Below are 25,946 nucleotides of genomic sequence, written 5' to 3' on the forward strand. Positions count from 1 at the left end.
GCTAGGGGAGCGAAAGTCCCGCGAGCGCTGTCGCTTGGTTCTGTGTTTTAGACTGTGCCTCTTCCATGGCAATGAAACTACTCTCAAGAGTAGCTCTTTTGAACTCCAAGCGTCGCTCCATATCCTTGATCTGTTCGTCAATATCGGAGTTTCGTTCGGAATAAGATGACGAGATCGTATCCATGACCCCGTCCGACTTTAGGAAATTCTCGAGAAATGAATCGAGACGTCCTGAAAAATTGGTTTCTGCCCCAACAAAGAATTGTTCGAGCTTGTCGATGTTGCCTACCAGGGCTTCGTCCAGCTTGGCGGAATCCTTGATCTCCAGCTTCGAAGTGCCGCTGATGAAATCGATGCCTAGGTGCTCGAGACGAAACAGCTTGCCACTGGCGAGCTCGTCTACTTGGGCGAATGCGAAGGAACGTAGCTTGGAATCGAGAGAGCTTAATTCACGATTCCCGGACAATACGGAAGTCTTCACTTCGTCCCCGTCCACTTCGATCTTGGTCTTCTCGCCGATGTAATCCTGAACGTCGTTGAAGGCGGAGATGAAGGAGTTGATCTTTGCTTTGAGCTCTTCTGAGTCGCTATCGATCGTGATGGTCTGCGTTCCAGTTTCGGAGGCGCTGATCGTCACTCCAGTGAGTCCGTGGGACTCCGCAGTGATATTGTTGCTGCGGCTCGTCTTAATCGCGCCGTCGTCCATCGAAAATCGAAGGTCCTTTCCGATATCTGCAGATCCGGTGAGTCCGATGGCCGCGAGAAATCCGTTGCCGCTGTCGGCGACGTTCATCGTGTAAGCTCCTGTCTCGTTATTGATGATCCGAAACTGATCCGCTGACGAGTCGAAGGACATCGTAACGCCTGCGTCCGATTCGTTGACGCGTTCTAGGATAGTCGAGATACTCTCGGAGTCCGCATCGAAGTTGATCGCTACACCATTGATGTAGAAAGTGTCCGAACCGGTTATCGGACCGCCGATACCGCTGTTAGCAACATTGTCGTTAACGTCTACGACTCCCAATGCGCTGCGGCTAGAGACAACCGCGGTTCCGCTGCCACCGTCCTGCACTTCGAGTTGGTGAAGCTTCATCGCAGTAAGAAAATTACTGGTATCCTCATCTCCTCCAAGTTCGAGCTGACCAGAAGCGCTCTCGAGAGAAATCGTATCGGTGACGCTATCGTAGCTACCAGTAACAACGCCAGCGGTCGCAATGGAGATCGCATCGAAAACATCTTGCAGGGAGTCCGTCCCTGCGATCGTCACTTCCTGTCCGTTGACCGAGAAGGTTCCATCCGATACTTCGGTTGAAACTCGAAGGGCAGAGATCAAGGAATTCTCGTCACCCATCTGGCTCACAACATCAGCTGTGCCGATTCGACGCGTCGCGGTCGCTAGCTGACTCACCGTGATTTCGAAATTTCCCCTGGAGGCATTGGTGCCTGCCGACGCCGAAATGTTCAAGGTCTCGTCCGAGGATTCTGCGGACTTGGAATTATACAAGGTCGAGCTTTTCAGGTCAGTCGTGCTCGACTTCAGCTTGTCCAGCTTGGTCTTGAGCGCCTTGAGCGCGTCAACCTTTGCTTCGTTATCCCCTTTCTCTGTATTCAAGCGTTGCTGAGGAATTCGCTCGATAGCCATTAGCTGATCTACCATCGAATTCCAGTCGAAGCCACTGGCCAAGCCTGCTACATTGAAATTTTCCATTGTCGGTTCAAGTGCGGCGCTTACACGGCGCCTAATCTAGTTTATCGGTCAGATGCGGAATACCTTTAGAAAAAAAGCGTTTCGTAGGAGCTTTTCTTCATCACTTTGCGGTAATCCTCTACCCAAAAACGACTTGCGGCGGCAAAACAGCCTGCTTTTTACAGGATTTTGTATGTCTACTCCCCTAGCTCGGGTCGGACCCACGCGATTCAAGCTCGGACGAGATACGAACGCGTGCCTCCAACAGAGCCTTGGGATCGTTCACGCTCGCCATTATCGTGGGATTCGGCGCCTGCAACAGCTCCACTTCAGACCCCTTAAGGAATCGTCTCAGACTCAACTTACCCGAGGCCGCAGCCTGTTCCAACTCGCTCAAGGCAGAGGCCTCGTAGATTGCGCACATCGGATCCGGAGCTCCGTCCGAGGCAACAAAAGCGGAAGCGAGCCTCTCGGGATTACGCCTTGATAGGAGAAGCAGCAAATCTCCTTCTTGTAGAAACGGCATGTCACAAGCGATAGCCAGCACCGCTTTTCCTCGAGCCAACCTAAGTGCAGCAATAACGCCAGCCATCGGACCTTCCATTCCCTCGATGTCGTGTACCGCGACTACGCTGGCAGTTAACTTCCGCTCCTTCCTTCCTTCCGGACCGACTCCAACAGCTAGGCTTCGACAAAAAGGTGCGAGCAATCTCAGCTGCCTTTCCAGCAGACTGATTCCTGGCTCAAGTTCAATTTCGCCCTTATCGAATCCCATGCGGCTGCTTTTTCCGCCGCAAAGCACTAAGCCGAGAATATCGCGTTTCATTGATACAAGGGAGGGATTTGAAATTTGAGTTAAACCTTCTGCGACTCCCTAGATGCATCCAATGCAGCGAGGACATGGTAGCTCCCTTCCGCGATCGCCCAGAAGTATTTGGTTACAGACTCCAGACGGGCACTCTCACTAGCCACGTCCTGGCGGCGCGACCGTTGGGTCAAGGCACGGGTGTAAGCATAGAGTTCCATCTTGAGTTGGCCGTCGTTCAGGATCTCGGCAAATTCTGGCTGAGCCGCTATGGAGGCTTCGGCCTTTCGTTTTTCCAGCTCCGCACTCTCAAGCGACAGACTGCCCTGCTCCAGGGCCAGAGCATTTCTCAAAGCATGGGAACAGATTGCTTCAACGTAGTCCCTGAATAGTCGCAGAACCTTGCCGATCCGTCCCCAACCGACGTGGTAGCTGATCAACGTTGAGCGGACGACTTGCCAGCGATGCGACAACTCGTCGGACTCGACCGGATCGATAGAAGCTTTGGCTGATTCGAGGTCCAGATATGGCATATGCTCGATTCGAGCCCCGAGGCGAGACAAGTTGAAAACCTTGAGCGGTTCGCGATTCTTAATCTTCAGCTCTTGGGTGTAAATTCGAGAGAGCTGCTCAAATGTCTTTAGATAGACAAAGAGCTTTTCCTCGACCGGCACCTTCTCGATGGTGTTACCCGGTAACCAGCGGCATTTTTCCAAGACCGCCTGATCAGCACCTCCCTCCTCTGAATAGAAGGAATCGCTGGCGTGCAGTCGGCCGTCCACGCGAGCAGCCAAATCCTGGCCCACGAAATACAAACTCGTGCATCCGAGGATGATCGCTATGTCGAAAGCGCATGCGGAAATCGTCCCTTGCTCCAATACGTGGGCGAGTCTTCCCTGCCCGCTCGCTTTTCGGAAATAGGTGGCCGACTTGTTGTTGTGGGACCAAGCTGAAATCCGACCCTCAAAACGCTCGACCACCGCTGGATAGACCATGAATGGGCAAAGGAGAATCGTTTCGCCGAGATCCACCCCCTCAAAGCCCCGGTCAGTCGTCGGATACGGATCTGCTGCCAGTACAAAATGCGGTCGTACACCAGCGTTGACTAAAGCCCGCATAGAAGAGTTGCCAGCCACGATCACGGCTTGGTCCTGTGCCCATCGTAGAAACTCCAGCGATTCGTCCAAGGACGGTCCAGCTCCCGCCATAATCATCGGGAGCCCCAAGAAGGCATCTGCAAACTCGAAAGGATCCGGGGTGCGAATCAAGGTGCGAAAATTCCGGAACGAGTTACTCTGCCATAGCCCGGACTTGGTGATATTGGTGCCATAGAGCTTGCGCCATAATTCCAGCTGCTGAGCGAACTGCATGAAAAATTCGCTGTAGTACGATTCGTTCTCGTTGAACAACGGCGCGAAAATCAAGGGCTCGGCGTTCGTGAAACTTACGATACCCTCGAAAGCCATGGAGTTGAAAAACGAGTCATCAAGCTTACCCGCGCCAAAGATGACCCGCCCGTCCTTCAATAGCTCCTCCGCAGCGGGCGTCGCCAAGAAAGCTTTCAGCTTCCCCTCGTCAGCTTCCGCACAGAAAACGAGCGCTTCATCCGTCAAGATTCGTAGCAAGGCCACGATATGCGAGCCATCACCCACACCACTCAACGCTATTGCCGAATCATGAGGAAAACGCTTCCCCTCGATCCAACGGGATAACAAACGGTGCGAATCTGAAGTAGTGCTCCTCCAAGGAGCCAACGGCTGGTCGCTCGACGGAGCCGCCTTGACCCGGCTGGCCAAAGCGGGGTGCCTCTCGCAGAATAATCCAAGCGCGAGACTCATGTTGCGACCTCTTCTTCTAGTATAGGAATCACTTCACTCTCCAAACACCCTGATACCGCTTCCCAGCTCGTTGCCAAATCTCCAGCAAGCCGATCGGATAACCGTGCGCAATCCCGTGACTCTACTGCGTTAACGACTTGATCGACAGCAACCAGCCCCTTCTGGAAGCCCGAGCTCACGCTATTTCGCCAAACTGCCTCTGAATCCGTTCCAAACTGTTGCAGCACCCCGACACCTTCGATAACTGGCCTCAGTTTCTCCGTAAGAGCCACCACCGCATCCTGGCTCTCACCCCAGCCATTTCTCAATACGAACGCAGAGAGTTCACGTATCTGGATGCTAAGAGAGGCTATTTCATCCCTCCACGAACGACACATCGCCAGGAGCTGAGCTTGAGCGCTGGCGGAGCGAAACTCAAGCAACTCGTACCCTTCTCGGCTAGAGGCCTCCTCCAAAGTCAACTCCTCTCCTTCCAGCATCACCGAACCGAGGGCGAGCCCTTGGCCGGCTAAAAAATCTTCGACTAAGCTGCAAGCCTCAGAGCAAGAGCCGGGTGCGCCCCCTTCGAACTCCACCTTTTCTCCGTCTATATAAACAGTACCCATAAGCATTCAGGCAAGCAGCTGCAGCCGATTCTCTCCTCTGCTTAGCGTTCCGGAAGACAAGATCCGACAACGCAAGCCACCCCGGTTTTCCAATGCCGCATAAGCTCCCTGCGCAATTGCCTCATCCATCCAAAAGCAAGGCTTACACTGCTCGGCACCTCGGAACGCAACATCGCCGATACGGAAATTTCGCCCTACAAGACCATTGAGAGCGACTCCACTTACAATTACGTTTCGGCGAAACAAACTCCAATCCCCCACCTTGATCCCCAAATCCGCCTCCAACTCGGCAATCGCTTCCACCGCCATGAAACTGACCTGCCCCTTGTAGTCTTCCTTGAAGTCGAAGTACCGGTCGCCCACCAAGCCGCGGCCTTCGATGCACTCTACAGAGTCCACTTCGGTAGAGCCATTGTTCAAACGGCCCTTTTCGAAGCGCCCTTTGAAGTCATGCCCACTGGACAAGTGAATTTGTTGGAGGGTGATCCTTTCGCTCATGTGCGTCATCTTGAGAGATTGCAGACCTAAAGCTCGTGGCGACGCGAGCGCAATAGCGAAGCTAAGCTCAAACGCTCATATCGGATAGGGTATCCATAAGTAGAGGACGCTATGCCTAGCTTGAGTATAATCCGCAAGGCGTTGAGCGCATTTAGCCAAAAAGATAGAGATTTTCCTAAAGTCTCCATGTGAGCTCCCGATACTATTGGGGTAACGCAAGTTACAGGTGCAGCGGACACCTTAACCCCGCAACGCGACAAGGATGTCGCAAGTCGTAACCTAAACAAGGAAGTTAAAATGTCAGTAGTAATAAACACCAATAGCGCAGCTATATCTGCGTCCAACAATCTAGCATCCAGCAATGCGATGCTTCAGCGTAGCCTCAACCGTCTGTCCAGTGGATCTAAGATCACACAACCTTCGGACGACGCCGGTGGTCTCGCTGTGTCAATGAAGCTCTCCGCTACCATCAAACGTACGGCAGCAGTTAACACAAACATCCAAAATGCTCAGTCGTTCTTGCAAACTCAAGACGGCGCTCTCGGTACTGTAGCCAAAGTTCTCGACCGTATGTCAGAGCTCAAGGTTCTGTCCGAAGACGTCACGAAGAACACGACCGACAAGAGCAACTACAACACGGAATTCGAGCAACTCCAGAAGCAGCTCTCCGCTCTCGCAGACGAGACATTCAACGGAGTTAGCCTCTTTAAGACAGGCGGAGATACACTTTCCGTAGCGACCACAGAATCCGGAGCAGGATCAGTCGCTCTCGAACAGCCCGACTTAGAGGACACCGTCACGGTAAACCTCTTGGACGGCGGAGTCAGCATCGGCCATTCGAGCCTGGAGCTGGACACCATCAAGACAGCCATTGAAAGTGTCGCCACCCTCAGAGCAAAAAACGGAGCCGCGTCAAACCGCCTCTCATTCGCCTCTGATATGCTGACCGTCAACAAGGCGAATCTCGAGGCAGCGAACAGCCGCATCATCGACGTCGACGTCGCCGAGGAGTCCACCCAGCTAGCGAAATACAATGTTCTGGTCCAAGCTGGATCAAGCATGCTCCAGCAAGCTAACTCCTCCACCCAGGTCGCGCTCAAACTTTTAGGTTAAGTTACTACTACGACATAGGTTCCCCGCCGACGGGCGGGGCGCCTAAACCGTAGCTGAAACCAAATTACCTGAAAGCATCGACGCTCGAGTGGAAACTCGGAGTAGACGCGAACTCATGTTCGCCCCGACACTCCGCACCGCTCGAACCGAAAAAAGAGCCGTAAAAGACGCTCTGCGACCTACGATTCAATTCGTACCGAAAATACCAATACTAATCGATTCGCATCGACTACGCGAAACCCACCATGGCCCCACTGAGTACTTTAACTCAAAACGCTAAATGGAACGCAGTAGCCAACGATAATTCCACGCAACACAAGGACGTGTTCAATCAAGCAAGCCTCCCCCTCGGGTTGGCCCAAAACATATGACTAGCAACATCACGGACGATACAGCCAGTCGCGTCGAAATCCGCAGCCCCCAAGGCAACAAGGACGTTCGAGGCGAAAGCGAAACGCACAGCATGCGCTTCGACCACCCCTGTGCCACCCTCCCTTTCGCTAGCTTCTTGAGGCACGCAGAGAACCCCAGGCCACGTCTGGAATCCCCCCGGAGAAGGAAGCAACGCCGTCCCCAAGCAAGCCCGAGCGCCTACCTCCCAAACGACCCAAGGCTCCCGTTCGAGACGCCAGGATCGACACAATTTCGCCAACACCAACCAACCCAAACGCAGCGCGAGCTAAACTCGACGCTCCCCACCATGAAACATGACCAAAAGCTTTCCAGAACGGCTTTCTACCTAGAGTAGCTGTTCGATCAATTTCCGCCACATAGGCAGAAAAGCGAACGCCTGACGCTATCTATCGGGCACGCGGCAGCAAGGATGCTACCGCACAAATCAAGGATGATATAAACATGTCAGTTGTAATCAATACAAACACGTCGGCGATCGCCGCGAAGAACAACCTCAACAAGAGCAACGCTATGCTGCAAAACAGCTTGGCTCGTCTCTCTAGCGGTTCGAAAATCGTAAACCCATCAGATGATGCTGGTGGACTTGCGGTTTCCATGAAGATGTCGGCTGCTATCAAGCGGACCGAAGCAACCAGCAACAACATTGCGAACGCTCAGTCCTTCCTGCAGACTCAGGATGGCGCGCTTGCCACTGCCGGTAAGATCCTGGATCGTATGTCTGAACTCAAGACCTTGAGCGAAGACGTAACTAAGAACACTACCGACAAAGCTAACTACAACACAGAGTTCGAAGCCCTCAAGGCCCAGCTCGGTGCCGTAGCCGCAGAATCCTTCAACGGTGTGTCTCTGATGAACAGCAGCGGCATGACCGTTAAGACTTCTGAAGATGGATCGCAAACGGTTGATATCGCTCAGACTACATTCAGTGATGATACCAACGGTATCCACACAGACCTAGTCGCAACTAGCGACGGCTCGACTTCACTCGGTGCCGCTGGAATCGACCTCGACAAGATCAAGACTTCGATCGAAAACGTTGCTACCCTCCGTGCAACCAACGGAGCGCAATCAAGCAGATTGAGCTTCGCTACAGATATGCTCGCGACTAACAAGCAGAACCTCGAAGCTGCAAATAGCCGTATCATCGACGTAGACGTTGCAACAGAATCGACTCAGCTCGCTCGTGCGAATATCCTGGTACAGGCTGGTTCGTCCATGCTCTCACAGGCAAACGCCTCGAGCCAGGTCGCTCTTCGTCTCATCGGTTAAGTTCGATAAGCGATTTAGATATCTCAAAGTGGCCCTCGCAAGAGGGTCACTTTTTTTGTTCCGAGAGGTACCCCAATTGAGGTTGCTCCATCAAACCAGCGATACCAAAGTCACGAACGATGCCCGACTCGCAAACAGCTCCTAGAAACATACTCCTGCTATCCGGAGGAAGCAAAGTCGCAATCGCAAACATCGCCAAGCAGGCCGCCAAACGCAGAGGCTTAGAACTCCATATTTCGGATACGAGCTCTCAAGTGCCAACCTTCGCCATCGCCGACCATTTCACTCAACTTCCCGAACACAAATCGCCCTACTGGGCGGACGAGCTCAAAAAGCTCTGCTTCGAAGCTAAGATACGGCTCATTATACCAACACGCCATTCAGAATTGCTCGAACTATCCAAGCTCGTCCCTTCCCTTTCTCAAAATGGTACAGTCGTATCCCTGTCAGAACCTAAAACGCTAACCTCTTGCATCCACAAGCTGGATACATACCATTTCCTAAGGTCAATCGGAATTCCCACTCCAACAAGTTGCCTGAGGAGCGAATTTGATAACCAAATCGAATTTCCCCTCATCGCGAAACCCGAACGCGGATCATCGTCGAACGGGGCGACTATAATTTCAAGCCAACGAGAATTAAAAGAGCTGCCAGCTGATTGGCTGCTTCAAGAGAAAGCCGAAGGAACCGAATATACCGTTAACGTCTACCTATCGAAAACAGGCCGTGCCCTTTGCGCCATTCCCCACGAGCGAATCATCGTTGAGGCGGGCGAGGTCGTACAGGCCAAAACCCGCCGTCACCAAAAGCTGATTGAAGCCTGTGTGCAAATCGCCGAGCAACTTCCCGGCGCTAGCGGTATCATAAACATACAGGCCTTCGTCGACGAGACTGCCAACCAAATTTCAGTTATCGAAATTAACCCCCGCATCGGCGGAGGTTACCCGCTCTGCGACGCCGCCAAAGGCCACTACATCGAGTGGCTTTGCCAGGAACACATCGACAACAAGGAAGTCGCACCGTTTGTCCAATGGACCGAAAACTTGCTCATGATGAGGTACAGAGAGGCGATGTTCAGTCTTTGAGACCGTAAAATGGCACACTTTCACCAATTATTTGTCACTTTCCCGTTTGAGATAGCTACTTTATAAAACTATCATTTCCCGAAACTCACAACATGCCCAAGGAACCTCAACCTGAAACAGAATCGCCCAAACCTCACTTCATTCCCAGAAGCGTCGAGTTGGAACAGTTCGCCAAGGTCCTGCCCTTGCAAGGGGTGGAGGCTGGCGACAAGCGAGTGTTCAACGTCTGGGGTGAGACCGGTGCCGGCAAGTCGTCTTTCCTCTCTGAATTTCGCGAAAGCGAGAGAATGAAAAAGGAAAAGGTTTTATGGATACAGCCGACACGTAACGAGCCGCTGGACGATATCCCAGATTTTATTAGAGCGTGCGCAAAAACGCTCCGCTACCCAGCTAATCCTGCCAAGGAAACTAAGATTTCCGAACAATTGGAAAGCGTGCAGAGAGGAAAGGTAAACCCTATCGTATCCGACGATTCGATACTGATTACCCGCAGCAGCATAGCCAAGCAAAAGAAAGCTTACATCAACCAAGCGGCGGCATCGTCAGTGGGACGCACGGAAAAGGTCAGAGACGATTTCGAGATCAACGTGGGTCTCGGCGAGAGCAAGGCGAGCAATCACGCCGAAGCTTTTCTCGACGCCCTCCCCTTAAAGGCGCTTGGTACCGATCTCACGATTATATACATCGAGCACTACCATCGCCTCTCCGTAACCATCATGGATTGGCTACGGGACTATGTGTTTCCAACAGCCACGGCTGGAGCCTACCGTCGAAGTCTCATCCTAATCCTCGAATCCACCGATCCCCTAAATTTCGCGTATCCACTCGAAAGCTGGGGAAACTGGTCAAACCTCACTGAAAATTTTCGGCTCGGTCCCCTTAGTACGCAAGATGCGTTAAGAACAGCCCAAGCTTTTGGTGCAGACCCCAAACGCGCGAGCTACCTGCAGCATCGAAGCCTCGGCTACCCGGGAGAATTACATGATGCCGCGAAGCAGGCTGCCGCTTTAAAGCTAGGCCCGGCTCAGCAGTTTCTAGACGTACTCGGAAAAGTGGATCAACTCAAGATCGCTGCCATTAGTCTCCCGCAAATCGTTCAGATCGATGAGATTGCCATCATCTTCGGAGCCGCCGCGGAGGCCGTTTTCGACTGGGCAAAAGGACTGCAGACCCCGCTCATCGCGCTCAGCTCAAACGGGAAAGCCTTGAACGTTAACGAGGCGCTCCGCTGCGAGGCCATTTCCCGTTTCGCTGAGATACCGAAATTCCAAGCCTACGCCAAAGCTTGGCACCCGATGGGACGCATTATCCGAAACGTTCCTTCGCGAACCGATCGCTCCAAGCTCCTGTTGCTCTGCGGCCTCGAGTGGATAGACGAGCCTCTCTGCTCCGCCCTGTTCAAGGATCAAGCGGACAAGATTCTCCCCTTCGTCACTGACTCGAAAACGATTTTCAACCATCAAGGAAATCAGTATTGCATCACGAAGCGTTTCCTCCCCGACCTGCGAAAAGCAGCCCTCGATCTCAAACACCCGGGTGTAGGAGTTGTATTCAAAAAAGCGAGTACACTTTGGTTGGAAAAACTCGCCTCCATTGAAGAGCAACGTACGCACGTCGAGGCCCAAATCGAGCAGTGCGAACATGAGCTCCACGAACTATCGCGAAAACAAGCCGAGACCATCGCCCAAATTCGTATCCACGATCGTGCGACTGGAGACGAGGAAAAGAGCAGCAATATCTTCTCTAAGATTTTCCACCTCGGCGAACAGGTTGACTCCAATTCTCCGCACGCCCTACGCAAACTAAACAAGACGCTTTCCGGGCATATGCTTGAGAAGGAACGCGAGATCGACGATCTCAAAGCTGCCCTTCAAAACGTGCAAGATGCACTGAAACATCCTTACGTGCCCGTCTCCTTGAACTAAGACAGCGCTTGCAAACAGCAAAGCCCGCAAACAAGCTTTGCCCGCATGGTAACTGTTCGCGAAGCAAGAGTCGAAGACCTTGAAACCTTAGTTGAGCTTAACAAAACGTGTTTTCCGCAGATGGCGGAGGAGAACGTTGTTTGGACCGTTTCACAGCTCGCTAATCACGTCCGACTCTTCCCTCAGGGTCAGCTCGTCGCCGTTGAGGAAGACCGAATCCTCGGAGCCGTATCCAGCTTGATAGTCGACCTTGGCGTTGATTCTTATCGCCAACACACCTACGCAGGGATCACCGACGGCGGCTACTTCCATAATCACAACCCCGAGGGCGATAGCCTCTATGGAGCCGACGTCTATGTGCATCCAGAAGCACGAGGCAAGGGAGTCGGACACCTGCTCTATCAAGCGCGCCGAGACCTTTGCAAACGCTTGAACCTGCGCCGAATAATCGCAGGAGGCCGTATTCATGGCTACCACGAACACGCCGACTCGATGAGTCCTGAAAACTACGTAGTAGAAGTAGAGAACGGGAAGGCAAGCGATCTTGTGCTTAATTTTCAACTACGAGAAGGCTTCATCGTCAGAGGTGTCATCAAGAACTACATACAAGATCCGCTCAGCAAAAACTTTGCGACCTTCCTCGAGTGGATCAACCCTGACTACCAACCCGTCGAAAAGGACGGCCGCAAAGTGCGTGTCTCCTGCGTGCAATACCAAGTTCGCGGCATCAACAGCTTCGAGGACTTCGCCGACCAAGTGGAATACTTCGTCGAAACCGCTGCCGACTACCGCTCAGACTTCGTTGTCTTTCCGGAGTTCTTCTCCGTACAGCTTCTTTCCCAGAAAGCCCTCAAGAAACTCCCTTCCGTCGAAGGTATCCGCAGGCTCTCCGAGTTGACCCAACCCTTCATGGAACTGATGGGCCGGCTCGCCCAAGAATATGGCATCTACATCGTCGCCGGCAGCCATCCTATGGACATAGACGGGTCCCTGCAAAATGTTTGCCCGATTTTCGCCCCCGATGGCAGCTACACTCTCCAGCCTAAGCTCCATATCACTCCGGCCGAAAAGAAGTACTGGGGCATCAGTGGCGGAAACGACCTCCGCGTCATCAGCACGCCCAAGGCTCGTATCGGCATCCTCATTTGCTACGACTCCGAGTTCCCCGAAGCAGCCCGCTACCTTGCCGACCAAGGCGCCGAAATCATTTTCGTGCCCTACTGCACCGACAATCGCCACGGCTTCCTCCGCGTCCGCTACTGCAGCCAAGCGCGAGCCATCGAAAATCAAGTTTACGTCGTCACCGCAGGTATCATTGGCAACCTCCCCAGCGTACCCGCTATGGACATCCACTACGGCAAGGCCGCCGTCTTCAGCCCGAGTGATCACGAGTTCGCCCGCGATGGTATCCAAGCCGAAGCCGACTCCAACGTGGAGATGATGCTCGTCTCCGATCTCGACATCAATGACCTCTACCGCAGCCGCGCCTCGGGCAGCGTCACTCCCATGCTCGATCGCCGCAAGGATCTCTTCCAGTTCATCAGCAACCTCCCTGGCGACCAGCACAAGTCGAATCCACCCGAAAACGGCCCCATGGGCCTCCCGGTTTAGAGTTGCCACTTCCCGAAAAATTCGGACTGGTATCACCCCCAATATGATACTCTCTGACAAAGCGATTCTGGAAGGCATGGAAAAGGGTGAAATCGTGGTCGAACCCTTCGACCGAGCCGCACTCGGCACCAACAGCTACGACGTCCACCTCAGCAAGTACTTGGCCACTTACACCGCCGAGATCCTAGACGCCCGCGAGCACAACAAAATCGCCCATTTCGAAATTCCGGAGGAAGGTTTCGTCCTCCGTCCCGGCACTGTTTACCTCGGGTCCACCTTTGAGTATACAGAGACCCATGCCCACGTGCCCTTCCTCGAAGGCAAAAGCAGCGTCGGCCGCCTCGGCATCGACATCCACGCCACCGCTGGCAAAGGCGACGTCGGCTTCTGTAACCACTGGACGCTCGAGATCTCCGTGGCTCAGCCTGTAAAAGTCTATGCAGGCATGCCCATTGGACAACTCATCTATTTTCACGTCGAAGGAGACGTTGAGAACTACTACAACAAGAAAGCCTCCGCTAAGTACAACTCCCGCAGCCCGCTCCCTATGGAGTCGATGATGTGGAAGAACCAGTTCTAGCTTTTGGCTCCTCTGGTCGCGATCTCTCACAAAAAGTCCTTCAAGCTTCGCACTGGATCGCCCTTCGGGCCTTCCCGATAGACCATTTTCGGCACCGGATCCCAACCCTGCCCCCCCCAAGGGTTGCAGCGTAAGATTCGCCACATCAACAACCGCAAGGCTCTCAGCAAGGGTAGCGTTCTCAGACACTCGATCGCGTAGTGCGAGCAGGTCGGCCTGAAGCGGCACGCTGCACCAGCACCCAAGAAGGCATTTTTCACTGGCGACAGCGTCCACTGGTACAATCGTACCAGAAAAACGAATACCTCAGCGACCCCGCGGCCTAACTGTCGAAAGACACCCATTCCCGCAAAGCTAAGACATCTCGACCCCAAATGGGAAAACAATTCACTTAGCCGTCGAGTGACCCTGATATCCTGGGTTCAGAGCCGAGCACTCGGCATCCAAGACACCTACCGACACCTCAACACCTGCCGCCTCTAAGACGCGGGTCGCATTTCCGCGGTGCTCAGGAGTCGGATCCGAAGCTCCGACCACCACCCGCCTGATCCCGGACTTCAAGATCGCATCCGTGCACGCCCCAGTGCGACCTTTCGTGGAGCACGGCTCCAGCGTCACATAAAGGACCGCTCCTTTCGCAGGTTTACGACCGAGCGCTTCGAAAGCATGACGCTCCGCATGCGGCCCGCCATCTTTCTCAAAGTGGCCCTTTGCCACGATCTCACCGTTCTCTACGATCACCGCCCCCACTCGTGGATTCGGGCTCGTTTTCACAGGATCGCCTCGCACTGCCTCGCAAACCGCAGCTCTCATGAAACTCTCGTCGTTGTGCTTCCGTTCCATAACCAAGACAGCTCAGACTCCCAACGATAAACCGTCGCACAAGTCCCAGCCTTAAGTGCAACTTACTGGTTTTCAGCGTTTTTCAAGCAAAGCTCAGCATATGCCTTAATTCGCTTGCGAACATTGGTCAGCCCATTGCGTCGATTGGGAGAAAGGTGCTGCGTTATTCCGACCTCTGCCAAGAAGTCGGGCTCTAGATCTATGACCGCCTCCGGCGTTTCCCCGCTGTAGAGCCCACAAAGCAGGGTCGAGGTGCCTTTGGTGATGGCCGCGTCAGAGTCCGTGTGAAAATAGCACTTTCCATCCTTGAACTCCGGATAGACCCAAAGTTGCGACAAGCAGCCCTCTATCAAGAAGGCATCGATCTTGTACTCGTCCGCCAGCGGAGTGTTCGCCTTGGCCCGGTCTACGATGTAGGCAAACCGTTCGAAGTGGTCCTCGAACGGAGCCAGCTCTTCCACTAACGCGTCCCTTTTCGCTTCAATACTCATTTATACTAGCAACACACCAACTCCGAGCTGCATGTCCAGCGCCGATTCCCAAGAGACATTCGAATAAAAACCTCGAAATCCTCGCCAATCTAAGTCTCCTCCCCTCTGCACCACTTCCAAGACCATGAGCGAAAAGAAAAACCCAATGTCAAACGCGCCACGAAACTTCCGCCCGGAGCCCTACGGCTACCACGAGGAGATCGAGCTCGACATCGAAACGCTCACCAACATGGGGCAAGGCCTCGGCCGCATCGACGACTGGGTGGTTATGGTCCGATTCGCACTGCCGGGAGAGCGGGTGCGAGCTCGCGTCTATCGCAACGACAAGAACTTCTCCGAAGCCGATCTCGTCGAGGTCATCAAGCCATCGCCCCAACGCATCATACCACCTTGCCCAGTCTTCACCGAATGTGGCGGTTGCCAGTATCAGCATTTCGAATACTCGTCCCAGCTTGAGTGGAAAACCAAACAAGTAAAAGAGCTCCTCTGGCACATGGTCCGCATCGAGCACCCCGTCCTGCCAGCCATCGCCTCGCCCAAGCAGTATGGCTACCGCTCCAAGCTTACCCCTCACTTCGAGGTTCCCCGCAAGGGCCGCCCCATGACCATCGGCTTCCTAAAGGCTGGCACCCGCAGCCGACACGTAGAGGTGGAGCAATGCCCCCTCATCAGCGACGCGATGAACGAAACCCTCACCGCAGTTCGCGCCGAAACCTACGCCCGCCAGGAAACGAAACCTTTCAAGAAAGGCGGCACTTTGCTCATTCGCGAACACCTCGACGGTGTCACCACCGACCCGAAAGAAACTATTCGCGAGAGAGTCGGCGATATTACCTTCTCCTTCATCGCCGGTGAGTTCTTCCAGAACAACCCCTCCATCCTGCCAGTCTTCACAAGCTACGTGCGCGACAAAGCGCGCGACGCAGGAGCGAAGTACCTCGTCGACGCCTATTGCGGCTCCGGCCTCTTCACCCTCACTGCCGCCCAAGACTTCAAGCAGGTTGTCGGTGTCGAAGTCTCCGAACAGTCGATCGAGTACGCCAAGCGCAACGCAGAGGACAACCAGATCGAAAATGCCGCCTTCGTGCTGGGCGATGCGGCCTCCATCTTCGAACAAATCGAATTTCCCGGCGACGAGTCGGCTGTCGTAATCGACCCGCCGCGAAAGGGTTCCAGCGAAGACTTCCTCACCCAGCTCATCGCCTTCGGGCCGCGTTCCGTGATCTACGTATCCTGCAACCCCGCCACCCAGATGCGTGACCTGCAAGTACTACTCGGAGGGGGCTACGAGATAGAGGAAATCCAGCCGTTCGACCTCTTTCCACAAACGCGCCACCTCGAATGCGTGGTCGTTTTAAAGAGAGTGTAAGGATTCAGCGACTACCTAGAACTCGGTATTTACCGAGTAATAGCTTCAAGGCATTCATCTAGGACCGAATCGACGTTGCTCAATAGCGACGTTTAGTCACTTGATCCTTCGCTGAATCGCTCAGCAAATGCACGCCCAAGCCGACCTGTAGAGACTCGTTCATCCCTCAGGTCACAAAAAAACGGCACCCTTCTAGTGGTGTGCCGCGTATTCAAATTTTAGAGGCGAGCCGACCTAGTTATCTCCAGCGAGTATGCTGGAGATTACTTCTTCCAAACTCGCTGGCTTGAATGGCTTCGCGAGAGCTGGATACTCTTTTCCCGCGACCTTTAATCGGGTCACCTTGCCAGAGTCGCCAGACTTGCTGAGCAAAGAGGTCAAAAACAGTACCTTCAAATCATGCATACGATCTATGGCTGTCAGCTTCTTCACCGCTTCGGATCCGTGCATATCGGGTAGCAAGACATCAACGATCATCAGATCAGGGGGCTCACGCAGAGCGAGTTCGATGGCGAAGCGTCCTTCGTAACTTTCCTGAACCTCGTAGCCCTTCGATTCCAAAAATGCGGAAAGGAGGCGAGCCGAGGCCTTATCGTCTTCCAATAGGATAATTTTCTTTGAGTCGGCCATAGGATGTAATGTGGTCTGTTGGCTTAGATCGGCAAAAAGCAGTTGGTTTCGAGGTAAGAAGAGGACATTCTCAGGTAGACCTTAAATTTAACGCCTCTTTGAATAAATGAGGCATGGACCTCACTCGCCTAGGGCCTTGATTTGGTCTCTGACTGTCGCTGCCATCTCGTACTCTTCGCGACTCACATACTCGTCGAGGCGACGTTTTAAGTCCGCAATTTCCTCAGGCGTCACGTCTCGCTTCTTACCTCGAGGCACTTTGCCTATGTGGCTACTGCCGCGATGCAACTTATTGATCACTGGCTCGAGCTTTCCTTCGAAGGTCTCGTAACATTTCGAGCATCCGAGCCGGCCATGCTCTTTAAAGTCTGCAGGCGTTAAGCCACAGCCAGGACAGGCTCGTTCGCTTTCCTTTGGCGATCTCGGCACCTTGCCTCCGTTTTCAGCATCTATCAGATCCCATGCCGCGCCTTGTTTGTAAGCCTTCGCCTTCGGGCAATTAGAACAAACGCCCAACTTCACGGCCTCACCGTCGACTACCTTCGTCAGGTGGATGGAGGTGGGAGCGTTGCAGTGTGAGCAGTTTTTGGGTCGCGATTCACTCATTTGGTCAAAATGGCCTTCCCCTATACTTCGGCCTAAAACCTGCAGAGCCGCAGCGAAAAGATAGATTTTTTCACCCTTCACACATCTGCAGCCGCTCGCCACAGTCCCTGCATGTCAGAACACATCGCCACCCTCGCCTGGAAACGCGGAGAATCCGCCTTCGATTACAAGAGTTACTCCCGCAACCACACTTGGGACTTCGGCCAAGGCACTATCGTAAGCGCCTCCGCCGCAACAGACTACCTCGGAGACGCTGCATGCGTCGACCCCGAGCAAGCCTTCGTCGCCTCCCTCTCCAGCTGCCACATGCTAACCTTCCTTGCTATCGCCGCCATGAGCAAGATCACCGTCGAAAGCTACACCGACCGTGCCGTCGGTCACCTCGCCAAAAACGATTCCGGCAAGCTAGTCATCACCCGCGTCGACCTCTATCCAGAAATCGTATTTGCCGACGGCTCAGCTCCCAGTCCCAAGATGCTAGAGCGACTGCACCACAAAGCTCATGAAGAGTGCTTCCTCGCAAACTCCGTCACTTGCGAAATCGTCACCCACCTCCCCTAAGTCCGGATCTTCCCGCCTCTTCTTCTCCTCCCTTTTCCCTTCCTAAGCCTAAATACCTACCACCTAAAAAGCAGTGTCCGAAATTGTAGACTTCCTCAACAAATACATCTGGTCCAACTGGCTCGTAGGCCTCTGTCTCGTCACTGGGCTCTACTTCTCGATAGCTACCCGATTCCTCCAAGTTCGCCTCATCGGCTCCATGGTGCGTTTTCTATTTTCGGGCAAGGAATCAGCCGCTGGCCTCTCCTCCTTTCAAGCCTTCGCCCTCGCCGTCTCCGGTCGCGTCGGCACCGGCAATATTGTGGGCGTCGCCTCCGCCATCGCCATGGGCGGCCCTGGCGCCGTCTTCTGGATGTGGATCATCGCCTTCCTCGGCGCTGGCTCCGCCTTCGCAGAAGCCACTCTTGCCCAGATGTACAAAAAGGAAATCGACGGCGAATACCGCGGCGGTCCCGCCTACTACATCGAAAAAGGCCTCGGGGTAAAATGGTACGCCATCGTATTCGCCCTCTCTACGATTCTCGCCACCGGACTCCTACTTCCCAGTGTGCAGTCAAACTCCATCGGCGCCGCAATCGAAAACGCATTTGGACTCTCCCCCTATATCACCGGGCTCGTTATCGTCGTTCTCCTCGCCGTCATCATCTTCGGAGGCGTTCACCGTATCGGCCACGTCGCCCAGTTCGCGGTCCCCTTCATGGCGCTTGGTTACATCATCATCGCCCTCATCGTCATCTTAGCCAACGCCTCAGAAATCCCCGCCGTCTTCGCAACAATCTTTCGCAACGCTTTCGGGCTCGACCCTGCTTTCGGCGGACTCCTCGGCGCCGCTATCCAGTGGGGCGTCAAACGCGGCATCTATTCAAACGAAGCGGGTCAAGGTACCGCCCCCATTGCCGCCGCCACCGCAGAGGTGAACCACCCAGCCAAGCAAGGACTCGTGCAAGCCTTCTCAGTCTACGTGGACACTTGGTTCGTCTGCACCGCGACCGCCATCATGATTCTCATAACGGACTCCTTCAACGTTTTCGACGGCGATGGAACACCTATCATCGAAAACCTCGAAGGCTTCCCCGCCGGTCCCATCTACACCCAAAACGCTGTCGACAGTCTTCTTCCGGGCTTCGGGTCCGCCTTCATCGCCATTGCCCTGCTCTTCTTCGCTTTCACTACCTTGCTCGCCTACTACTACTACACCGAGTCCAACCTCGTCTATCTCATCAAATCCGGCCCTGCCCGCCAACGTGCCACCCAAATCGTGCGCGTTCTCTTCCTCGGTCTCATCTATTACGGATCCATCAAGTCTGCCACCCTCGCTTGGGCCATGGGCGACGTCGGCGTCGGCCTCATGGCATGGGTCAACATCATCGCCATCCTTCTCCTCAGCCCCCAAGTCTTCCGCTGCCTCAAGGACTTCGAAACTCAGCAAAAAGCCGGCAAAGACCCCTCTTTCGACCCCGAGGCTGCCAAACTCCCTCTGGCCACATTCTGGAAAAAGTAAGGAGAAGGGAGGGCTTCCACGCCGTCCGCGCTGCAGATTCACCGAGCACCCATTGTCCCTCCGGGACTGAAACCCTGTAGCCGGAAACTGAAACTAAATATTCCAGCGCGTCTTCGATTTCTGGGTCGGCTTGTGAACTTTGAACAACTTGGGATCATGCATGCGGTTCGCCTTTTCCGCAGTCTCTTCGTCCAACCCCTTTAGCAGCTCCATGATCTCCACCAGGGCATGAGACACTGGGATGTCCCGCGCATTGCTGTGGGCGTAGTGGCCTTCGCAATACACGTGTATCGCCTTGCCAATCGACTTCGCCGCTTCGCGCACATGATCATTGATGTAGCCATCGTCATTCGGTTCGTAGCGTCCCTTTTCCATACCCTGCACAAATCACCGTTCCATTCGATTCCTGTAAACGATTTTCGTTAGGGCTGATACTCGTGTGAGGCAACACTTCGAGCCGAGCAGGGAAGCAGCTGCATTTCGACACAGAATACGTGCAAATCGCAAAGGCCAAAGAGGAAAGAATGCGTAAAGCACCGCTTATCGAATGCTCTACCCACTCTAGAGCAGATGGCATGGAAACTGAATACCCCCTGCCACATGAAATCGAAAGAGTCCTTCAAACGAGCTACAATATGCACCGGCGTAGCCATTTGCCTCATTGCTCAAACCGCCGCGCAAAACGCCGAAAACAAGGCCGTAACCTTCGGAATCGCTATCGAAAACGACTCCTTTTCCGGCACCGATCAAAACTACACCAACGGTACCAAACTTTCCTGGGACTTCGCCAAAGCTGAGACTTACGAAGACATCCCTCATCTTCCCAAGTGGGCCAAAAGCGTCTCCAAGCTTCGGAAAGAGAGGCCCACTCCATATACATTCGGGGCTACCATCTCCCTAGGTCAAAAGATATTCACGCCGTCGAACAAGGAAGCCACCGAACTCTTGGTCGACGAACGCCCCTATGCGGGTTGGACCTACCTCAGCCTCGCTCTACGCGAAACCAAAAAAAACCATACTGACACCTTTGAAATCACCGCTGGCGTGGTCGGCCCCGACTCCTATGCCGAGGACATCCAAAATTGGGTTCACGAAAAGATCGGTTCCCAAGAAGCCCTAGGCTGGGACAACCAACTGAAGAACGAAATCGGCGGCATCCTGACGTGGCAACGCGACACTCGTCTCATCGAATTGCCAAACGACTCGACGGGTTGGGGCACAGATTTCAACACCTCATTCGGAGCGAGCGTCGGCAACATCTATACCCACGCCCTCCTAGGAGCAAACCTCCGATTCGGTTACAATAGGCAGGCCGCAATATCGTCCCCTCGTATCCGTCCAGCGAATACCGGAGTATTTCCATCGGGACCAGAAGACGCTCGCCTTCAAATTGGGAAGCCTGACTTCGGATTTTTTCTGACCCTCGGAGCCGAAGGTCGCTACGTGGGGCGAAACCTTTTCATCGAAGGAAATACTTGGGCTGACAGTCATGGCCTCGAGCTCGAACACCAGGTCGGAGACTACTACGCTGGGCTAACCCTCCTCTCGAGAAGATGGTCCCTCAGCTACCTCTACACCGTTCGATCCGCAGAATTCCCAGGGCAAGACGAGCCGCACGAATTCGGGGGACTCACCATCACTCGGACCTTCTGAGCGACGCGATCGCGGCTACCGCTTCTTTTGCTCTCTCGCTTTGTACAAATACATGGTCGTGGTGGAAGCCCGCCACCACGTTCGCGCTAATCCCTTTTTCCGCTAGGACGCCAGCTACCACCGCGGTCAATCCGACCGCCTCCAAGCTCGAATAAACACTTAAGGTGATCGATCGAAAAACCGACTCGTACACGAGGTTATTCGCGTCCGCCTTCTCTCTCGGAACCACCAGCGTGAGCCCTTCCCGCTCTCTCACCGATACGATAGGACTCAAGTCTAACCGTTCTCCGTAAACGGCCTGCTCGAAACTCAGGAAGACAAAGTCGCCATCCAATAAAACGGGCTCAACATTCTCCAAAAGCTTCAACAAATCCTTTTCTGCCTTCACCGTCATTATCGGGTCACCGAAACCACGACCCAGAGCAATAAGCTAAAGCCGCAAGTCCCCAAAACCAAGCTCCAAGCCCGAGCAGTCCTTACAATCCCAAGCCGCCAATGGCTTTTCCAGATAACTCTGGCCTTAGCGGTAGAGCGGTCCGTAAGTCTGACAAGCTCGGAAGTCTGCGCCTTCCAGGTCTGCCGTTCCAAAGGACCGCCAAGAGCTTGGACGAAATATCCGTTCCTCGGATACATTGTGCATGTAGACCGGAATGCGCAACATCGAGGCCAAGGTGATATAAAGATGCCCCACGTGACCGCAGGTTAGCACGCAATGGTTCGCGCCCCAGCTATTCATCACTTCATACGCGCTTCGAAACGCACCTTCTCCCGTCAGGGTAGGGGCAAACCAGGTCGTCGGCCAAGTCGGGTTAGTACGATCATCGAGTGCCTCGTGAATCCTGTCGGGCAGTTCGATACTATAACCTTCCGCTACCTGCAAAACGGGGCCCAAGGCGTCGACCAGGTTCAGTCGAACCATCGTGGAAGCCATACCGCCACGCGTCTTGTAGCGGGTGCTCCAACCTCCTTCTGGGAAGTACTCCGTTACCGACGGGTGCCAAGTGGTCGCCTTCAGACAGGCATCTACCTCGCTGTCCTCAATATCCCAATACGGCTTCATGGTCGGCTTACCTTCCGCATCTGACTGCTGCCCCGTCCCGTCAAGAGCAGCGGGGCCAGAGTTGATCAAGTGCAAGATTCCATCCTCTACCAGATCATCGGACAGGTTCTCGCCGCTTGCTTCGGCGATAGCTTCCTTGCTCCAGTAGGTCCGAAGGTCCGCAAAGATCTGGGCCGAGTTGGTTAAGAGGTGGCCAAAAAGCATCCCAGCTCCGTTTAAAGCATCATTTTCCGTAGCCACGATATAAGGAGCTCGTTTGCCGTTCCAGTCGAATGAGGTGTTGAGAATAGCCTCCAGGAAATCCCCGTTGGGGAAATGGTCAGTCCACTGGCGCTGCCCTTGAAAACCAGCCGCGATCGCTCCATGCCCCTGCGCTTGCTCGCCCAAGCCCATCTCCGCCAGCTTTGGATTCCCTACCATCAGGTCACGAGCTATCAGTGCCATCTTTATGGATACATCCCACTCTTCATCCAACGCATCGCGAGAGCGCTTCGTTTCCTCGGAATTGTAGTCCTTTCCTTCTGGGCAGTTTTCCGCCACCCACGCCTTCGCTCTATCGAATTCGCCTTGGTCGAACTGGCTCTTCTTCAAACGGCCCACGAATTCAGTTAAGTCGATCGCCTCCACTCGCATGCCGAGATACTTTTCCCACATGGGATTATCCACCATGGAGCCAGCGATCCCCATGGAAGTGCCGCCCATGGAAAGGTAGGACCGCCCTCTCATCAAGCCGACCGCCAAGCCGCAGCGAGCGAAGTTTAACAGCTTCTCGGCCACGTCGGTGGGGATCTCCTTAGTCCCTGCAGGCTGCACATCCTTTCCATAGATACCAAACGCGGGAAGCCCTTTCTGAGTGTGCCCAGCCAATGCTGCGGCGAGGTAGACCGCACCAGGACGCTCCGTACCGTTGAAGCCCCAAATCGCTTTCACGTTGTGCGGATCCATATCCATAGTCTCGGAACCGTAGCACCAACAAGGCGTCACCGTGATCGTGACCGTGACGCCTTCCTTGCGAAACTTTTCCGCCGCGGCGGTCGCTTCCGCGACCCCACCGATGCAGCTATCCGCTACCACACATTCGACAGGCGATCCGTTCGGATAGCGTAGCACCTTCGACAGCAAGTCGACCACCGAGGCAGCTTGCTCCATCGTCTGAGCTTCGAGCGATTCGCGAACGCCGCCGAGACGACCATCGATCGTTGGACGAATACCGATCTTGGGGAGCGAGCCCTTCCAAGGGCTGGGAGATGAGTTCACTTCTGACATAGTAACGAGGTTTAAATAGGTGTGGGGTTGGGAGAACGCGACCGACAAGCAAAGCCTTTCGCGACTCTCACGCGTCGAATGTGACACACCTATGCCCACCAACTCAAGATGACAAAAGGCCCAAACAAAGGCGCTTTCCCGATTGTCCTACTCCCGATTTCAGTACCACTGGCAATGCCGGGGGCCGAGGCGTAAGCCGACATCTCATTGCCACGGGCAATTACACAGAGGGTTCATAGTCCATTGGTCCCCGGTTGCGGGTTACTTCGCTACACTAATTTCGCCGACACCGAATACCAAGACGAGGACGCCTATCACATAGAGGACTCCGACGCTTACGCTCTCAAATCCTATCCGCACCATCCCTTTGCGTTCACGCAGCAGTAATCCCATGATCAAGACACCGCTCATCGCAATGTTGATGGCGATCCAGAAGCTAAGCGTCGGCGTCATCTTATGGTAAATCGAGCCATCTCGATAGGCGATATCAGAGAAGGCCGCGAACAGCGAATCATACGCATTGCCCCCCAAAATGCCGCTCACCGCTAGGGTCAAGGCACCCCGTCGAACCGCGGCGATCGACGTCACCAACTCTGGCAATGACGTTGCCACAGAAGTGAGAAGTATCCCCATGATAAATACATCGAGTCCCGACAGCTCAACTATACTAGAAGCCGCCTTTTGCAGGACCCAGCCTGCAATACCGAGAGCCAACCCCAATATTAGAAAGCGTATCCAAAGTCTCAGTAACCCCAACTCTTCGTTATCATGTTCGGGCTCGTCAACCCTCGTCTCCGCCGTGCTCACAGGCTTCCACATCGGCTCCGTCTTGGAACGGTTGACGAGAACCATACCCCCGAAATAGGCCACAAAAAGTAAGGGTGTAGCGGGATGCACTCCCCATAAGGTCCAAGGCGGAGAGTAGGAGGCCATAAGCAACACGGCCAACATGCAAACAAGGAGCCCTCCTTGCATGATATTCTCGACCGAGGCTGCGGCGTGCTCCAAGTTAGCCCGCCTGTAACAGGTATCGGCTACTACTAAAAACAGCATCTGGGCGCCAATCCCGCCCAAGGCATTTCCCAACGCTAGATGAGCCTGTCCGCTGTACGCCGCGCTGACCGAAAGAACACTTCCCGATATAGAGGTCACGGCACCCAGAACCATGCCTCCCATCAAAGCCTCGCCAACTCCCGTTCGGTCAGCGAGCTGATCTGCAGTGGTGGCGAGCAGCGTACCTAGATAGCCAATGGCAACAGCGCAGATCGCAAACCCGAGCACGCTCGTCGCTAGCGATCCTTCGAACAAAGAGCTCACCGTTCATTCTGCACCTTAAATGCTACCATCGAAAGAGTGCGGCAAGTTTCTTCCCTCCGGGGACTTCGTCATCTTCAACCACAGCGACATTCGCGCCCTTCTGGACTAACTCCGAAAAGATATAATCCAAAGCTTCGAATACTTCGAGCTCGTCAGAAGGTTCAGCACTCTCCAAGTCCATCAAACCTCCCTTGCGCAACCATATTTCAGCATCTCGCGAAAGGACGCAGTCAGACACGCGAGCCTTTTCCGCAGCGAGTACGATTTCCTTCACATTGTTGCTGTAGAGTTCGCTCTCGGTGTCGGCAGATTTGAGCTTGTCGACAACGGTGCTGCTAGAAGCCTCTAGATCCTCGTTGCAAATTCTTCTGCAAATTCTGGCTACATCGGATTCATCTGAATGCGACTGCTCTCCCATCACCGTGAAAAGTTCGCCCTGTTGGTGCTTATAAGTTTTGCGAAATGCTGGAACGATAGATTCGTCACCTATCACTACTAACGGTAGCAGTCGCGACTCTTCCAGGTCTTCGAGCGCGTGTTTCAATTCTCGGAGAAAGATGGGCTCGTTAAGATCGCGCGGCGACTGTTCATGAGATACTCCCTGTTGGGACATTTGGGGCTCCGAGCCTCCCCCAACCTTCCGCACGTGAGCTCGGTGCCCTTGATCCACCGCTCCGTCTTCTGAAAAATCGTACACGCTATCGGGTAGCTCTACCTCGCCATACAAGGCAGCTTCCTGTCCATCGAAACGGAACAACTTCGGGTTCTTGAAGCTCAAGCTCAAAGCGAGCATCTCTTTTTGGCTCTCTAGATTCTGGGCTGCTGGTCGCAGACGGAAGCGAGTTCCTGCCCATACGCCCTCCTTCGGAGGATTCTGCAATTTGAAAAGAGTAGAATCCGCATCCGAAAGGTGTATACAAACACCTTCGTAATCGCCGCTCCAGCGGTCACCGTCTTCTACCAGCTTCTCCCCTTGCTCGATTATACCATCGCGAACCGATACAAACCGCCCCTCTCGCTCCCATTCGGTAGCATTCTCTCGAAGCAAGTTGCTCAATCGCTTCGAATGCAACTGATAGTTCTTTCCGCCACCTTCGGTAGCGAAGGCGATCGTAAGGCAACCTTCGTTCGGTTTCGCGTTAAGCTGTAGATATTCGGCAACAATTCGGTCTTTTTCACTTTTTAAAACACTCATAATATTCTGGGTTATAATAACTAA

Annotated in this window: 26 protein-coding genes; 11 read left to right on the forward strand and 15 right to left on the reverse strand. The window is 54.1% G+C overall.

Translation table 11 applies throughout. From position 1 onward, the window contains the following. Position 1: 1 nt before the first annotated feature. From fliD to QEH53_RS11365, 5 genes are all read right to left on the reverse strand, one after another. Positions 2 to 1,708: a flagellar filament capping protein FliD gene (gene fliD, locus QEH53_RS11345; protein WP_309023308.1), complete on the reverse strand. Its 1,707-nt coding sequence runs from the start codon at positions 1,706 to 1,708 to the stop codon at positions 2 to 4. 184 nt (positions 1,709 to 1,892) lie between these two features. Then, positions 1,893 to 2,513, reverse strand: coding sequence for a molybdenum cofactor guanylyltransferase (locus tag QEH53_RS11350; protein WP_309023309.1), 621 nt, complete (start codon positions 2,511 to 2,513; stop codon positions 1,893 to 1,895). Between the two features lie 29 nt (positions 2,514 to 2,542). After that, positions 2,543 to 4,330: a 6-hydroxymethylpterin diphosphokinase MptE-like protein gene (locus QEH53_RS11355; RefSeq protein ID WP_309023310.1), complete on the reverse strand. Its 1,788-nt coding sequence runs from the start codon at positions 4,328 to 4,330 to the stop codon at positions 2,543 to 2,545. After that, complete coding sequence (locus tag QEH53_RS11360) at positions 4,327 to 4,935, reverse strand: hypothetical protein (protein WP_309023311.1); 609 nt, start codon at positions 4,933 to 4,935, stop codon at positions 4,327 to 4,329. Before QEH53_RS11360 ends, QEH53_RS11355 begins: the two co-directional genes overlap by 4 nt. A 6-nt stretch (positions 4,936 to 4,941) precedes the next feature. Further along, positions 4,942 to 5,433 carry an MOSC domain-containing protein gene (locus tag QEH53_RS11365; protein ID WP_309023312.1) on the reverse strand — a complete coding sequence of 164 codons (492 nt, stop codon included), beginning with the start codon at positions 5,431 to 5,433 and terminating at the stop codon, positions 4,942 to 4,944. Positions 5,434 to 5,730: 297 nt separating this feature from the next. On the opposite strand from QEH53_RS11365, the gene QEH53_RS11370 reads away from it, so the two are divergent. The 7 genes from QEH53_RS11370 to dcd all read left to right on the forward strand — a co-directional run bounded on the left by QEH53_RS11370 (position 5,731) and on the right by dcd (position 13,430). Continuing rightward, positions 5,731 to 6,546 carry a flagellin gene (locus QEH53_RS11370; RefSeq protein WP_309023313.1) on the forward strand — a complete coding sequence of 272 codons (816 nt, stop codon included), beginning with the start codon at positions 5,731 to 5,733 and terminating at the stop codon, positions 6,544 to 6,546. Between the two features lie 367 nt (positions 6,547 to 6,913). Next, entirely contained in the window at positions 6,914 to 7,294 is a 381-nt protein-coding gene (locus QEH53_RS11375) for a hypothetical protein (protein WP_309023314.1), read from the forward strand. Positions 7,295 to 7,401: 107 nt separating this feature from the next. Further along, complete coding sequence (locus tag QEH53_RS11380) at positions 7,402 to 8,229, forward strand: flagellin (protein ID WP_309023315.1); 828 nt, start codon at positions 7,402 to 7,404, stop codon at positions 8,227 to 8,229. Between the two features lie 119 nt (positions 8,230 to 8,348). Beyond that, entirely contained in the window at positions 8,349 to 9,314 is a 966-nt protein-coding gene (locus QEH53_RS11385) for an ATP-grasp domain-containing protein (protein ID WP_309023316.1), read from the forward strand. Between the two features lie 92 nt (positions 9,315 to 9,406). Continuing rightward, the gene (locus tag QEH53_RS11390) at positions 9,407 to 11,239 is read left to right on the forward strand and encodes a hypothetical protein (protein WP_309023317.1); all 1,833 of its coding nucleotides are present in this window, start codon (positions 9,407 to 9,409) and stop codon (positions 11,237 to 11,239) included. Positions 11,240 to 11,284: 45 nt separating this feature from the next. After that, positions 11,285 to 12,850, forward strand: coding sequence for a GNAT family N-acetyltransferase (locus tag QEH53_RS11395; protein WP_309023318.1), 1,566 nt, complete (start codon positions 11,285 to 11,287; stop codon positions 12,848 to 12,850). A 43-nt stretch (positions 12,851 to 12,893) separates the two neighbouring features. After that, the gene (gene dcd, locus QEH53_RS11400) at positions 12,894 to 13,430 is read left to right on the forward strand and encodes a dCTP deaminase (RefSeq protein ID WP_309023319.1); all 537 of its coding nucleotides are present in this window, start codon (positions 12,894 to 12,896) and stop codon (positions 13,428 to 13,430) included. A gap of 26 nt (positions 13,431 to 13,456) precedes the next feature. On the opposite strand, the gene yidD is transcribed toward dcd, so the two are convergent. The 3 genes from yidD to QEH53_RS11410 all read right to left on the reverse strand — a co-directional run bounded on the left by yidD (position 13,457) and on the right by QEH53_RS11410 (position 14,764). Next, positions 13,457 to 13,774, reverse strand: a complete 318-nt coding sequence (gene yidD, locus QEH53_RS24175; RefSeq protein ID WP_345785715.1) for a membrane protein insertion efficiency factor YidD — start codon at positions 13,772 to 13,774, stop codon at positions 13,457 to 13,459. 43 nt (positions 13,775 to 13,817) lie between these two features. Then, entirely contained in the window at positions 13,818 to 14,273 is a 456-nt protein-coding gene (locus QEH53_RS11405) for a bifunctional diaminohydroxyphosphoribosylaminopyrimidine deaminase/5-amino-6-(5-phosphoribosylamino)uracil reductase RibD (RefSeq protein WP_309023320.1), read from the reverse strand. A 62-nt stretch (positions 14,274 to 14,335) separates the two neighbouring features. After that, positions 14,336 to 14,764 (reverse strand): SufE family protein, encoded by a 429-nt coding sequence (locus QEH53_RS11410; RefSeq protein ID WP_309023321.1) that lies wholly within the window; start codon positions 14,762 to 14,764, stop codon positions 14,336 to 14,338. 124 nt (positions 14,765 to 14,888) lie between these two features. On the opposite strand from QEH53_RS11410, the gene QEH53_RS11415 reads away from it, so the two are divergent. Next, positions 14,889 to 16,133, forward strand: a complete 1,245-nt coding sequence (locus QEH53_RS11415) for a class I SAM-dependent RNA methyltransferase (protein WP_309023322.1) — start codon at positions 14,889 to 14,891, stop codon at positions 16,131 to 16,133. 234 nt (positions 16,134 to 16,367) lie between these two features. On the opposite strand, the gene QEH53_RS11420 is transcribed toward QEH53_RS11415, so the two are convergent. Next, complete coding sequence (locus QEH53_RS11420; protein ID WP_309023323.1) at positions 16,368 to 16,763, reverse strand: response regulator; 396 nt, start codon at positions 16,761 to 16,763, stop codon at positions 16,368 to 16,370. Between the two features lie 120 nt (positions 16,764 to 16,883). After that, positions 16,884 to 17,369: a UvrB/UvrC motif-containing protein gene (locus tag QEH53_RS11425; RefSeq protein ID WP_309023324.1), complete on the reverse strand. Its 486-nt coding sequence runs from the start codon at positions 17,367 to 17,369 to the stop codon at positions 16,884 to 16,886. 111 nt (positions 17,370 to 17,480) lie between these two features. Here QEH53_RS11425 and QEH53_RS11430 point away from each other — a divergent pair, with 111 nt between their 5' ends. Together QEH53_RS11430 and QEH53_RS11435 are read left to right on the forward strand one after the other, a co-directional pair. Beyond that, a complete protein-coding gene (locus QEH53_RS11430) occupies positions 17,481 to 17,930 on the forward strand; it encodes an OsmC family protein (protein ID WP_309023325.1) in 450 nt (149 codons plus the stop codon). Positions 17,931 to 18,003: 73 nt separating this feature from the next. Next, positions 18,004 to 19,431 (forward strand): alanine/glycine:cation symporter family protein, encoded by a 1,428-nt coding sequence (locus tag QEH53_RS11435; RefSeq protein WP_309023326.1) that lies wholly within the window; start codon positions 18,004 to 18,006, stop codon positions 19,429 to 19,431. A gap of 93 nt (positions 19,432 to 19,524) precedes the next feature. On the opposite strand, the gene QEH53_RS11440 is transcribed toward QEH53_RS11435, so the two are convergent. Continuing rightward, a complete protein-coding gene (locus QEH53_RS11440; protein WP_309023327.1) occupies positions 19,525 to 19,806 on the reverse strand; it encodes a hypothetical protein in 282 nt (93 codons plus the stop codon). Between the two features lie 225 nt (positions 19,807 to 20,031). Here QEH53_RS11440 and QEH53_RS11445 point away from each other — a divergent pair, with 225 nt between their 5' ends. Then, positions 20,032 to 21,084, forward strand: a complete 1,053-nt coding sequence (locus tag QEH53_RS11445; protein ID WP_309023328.1) for a lipid A deacylase LpxR family protein — start codon at positions 20,032 to 20,034, stop codon at positions 21,082 to 21,084. Here the strand turns inward: QEH53_RS11445 and QEH53_RS11450 are convergent. From QEH53_RS11450 to QEH53_RS11465, 4 genes are all read right to left on the reverse strand, one after another. Beyond that, the gene (locus tag QEH53_RS11450; protein ID WP_309023329.1) at positions 21,068 to 21,472 is read right to left on the reverse strand and encodes an ACT domain-containing protein; all 405 of its coding nucleotides are present in this window, start codon (positions 21,470 to 21,472) and stop codon (positions 21,068 to 21,070) included. The genes QEH53_RS11445 and QEH53_RS11450 overlap by 17 nt on opposite strands. A 132-nt stretch (positions 21,473 to 21,604) precedes the next feature. Beyond that, positions 21,605 to 23,410, reverse strand: a complete 1,806-nt coding sequence (locus QEH53_RS11455) for an L-fucose isomerase (RefSeq protein ID WP_309023330.1) — start codon at positions 23,408 to 23,410, stop codon at positions 21,605 to 21,607. A gap of 261 nt (positions 23,411 to 23,671) precedes the next feature. Then, positions 23,672 to 24,727 (reverse strand): hypothetical protein, encoded by a 1,056-nt coding sequence (locus QEH53_RS11460; protein WP_309023331.1) that lies wholly within the window; start codon positions 24,725 to 24,727, stop codon positions 23,672 to 23,674. Between the two features lie 22 nt (positions 24,728 to 24,749). Next, a complete protein-coding gene (locus QEH53_RS11465; protein ID WP_309023332.1) occupies positions 24,750 to 25,922 on the reverse strand; it encodes a hypothetical protein in 1,173 nt (390 codons plus the stop codon). Between the last annotated feature and the right edge of the window lie 24 nt (positions 25,923 to 25,946).

Origin of the sequence: Pelagicoccus sp. SDUM812002 (genome assembly GCF_031127835.1) — a bacterium.
Classification (GTDB): Bacteria; Verrucomicrobiota; Verrucomicrobiia; order Opitutales; family Opitutaceae; genus Pelagicoccus.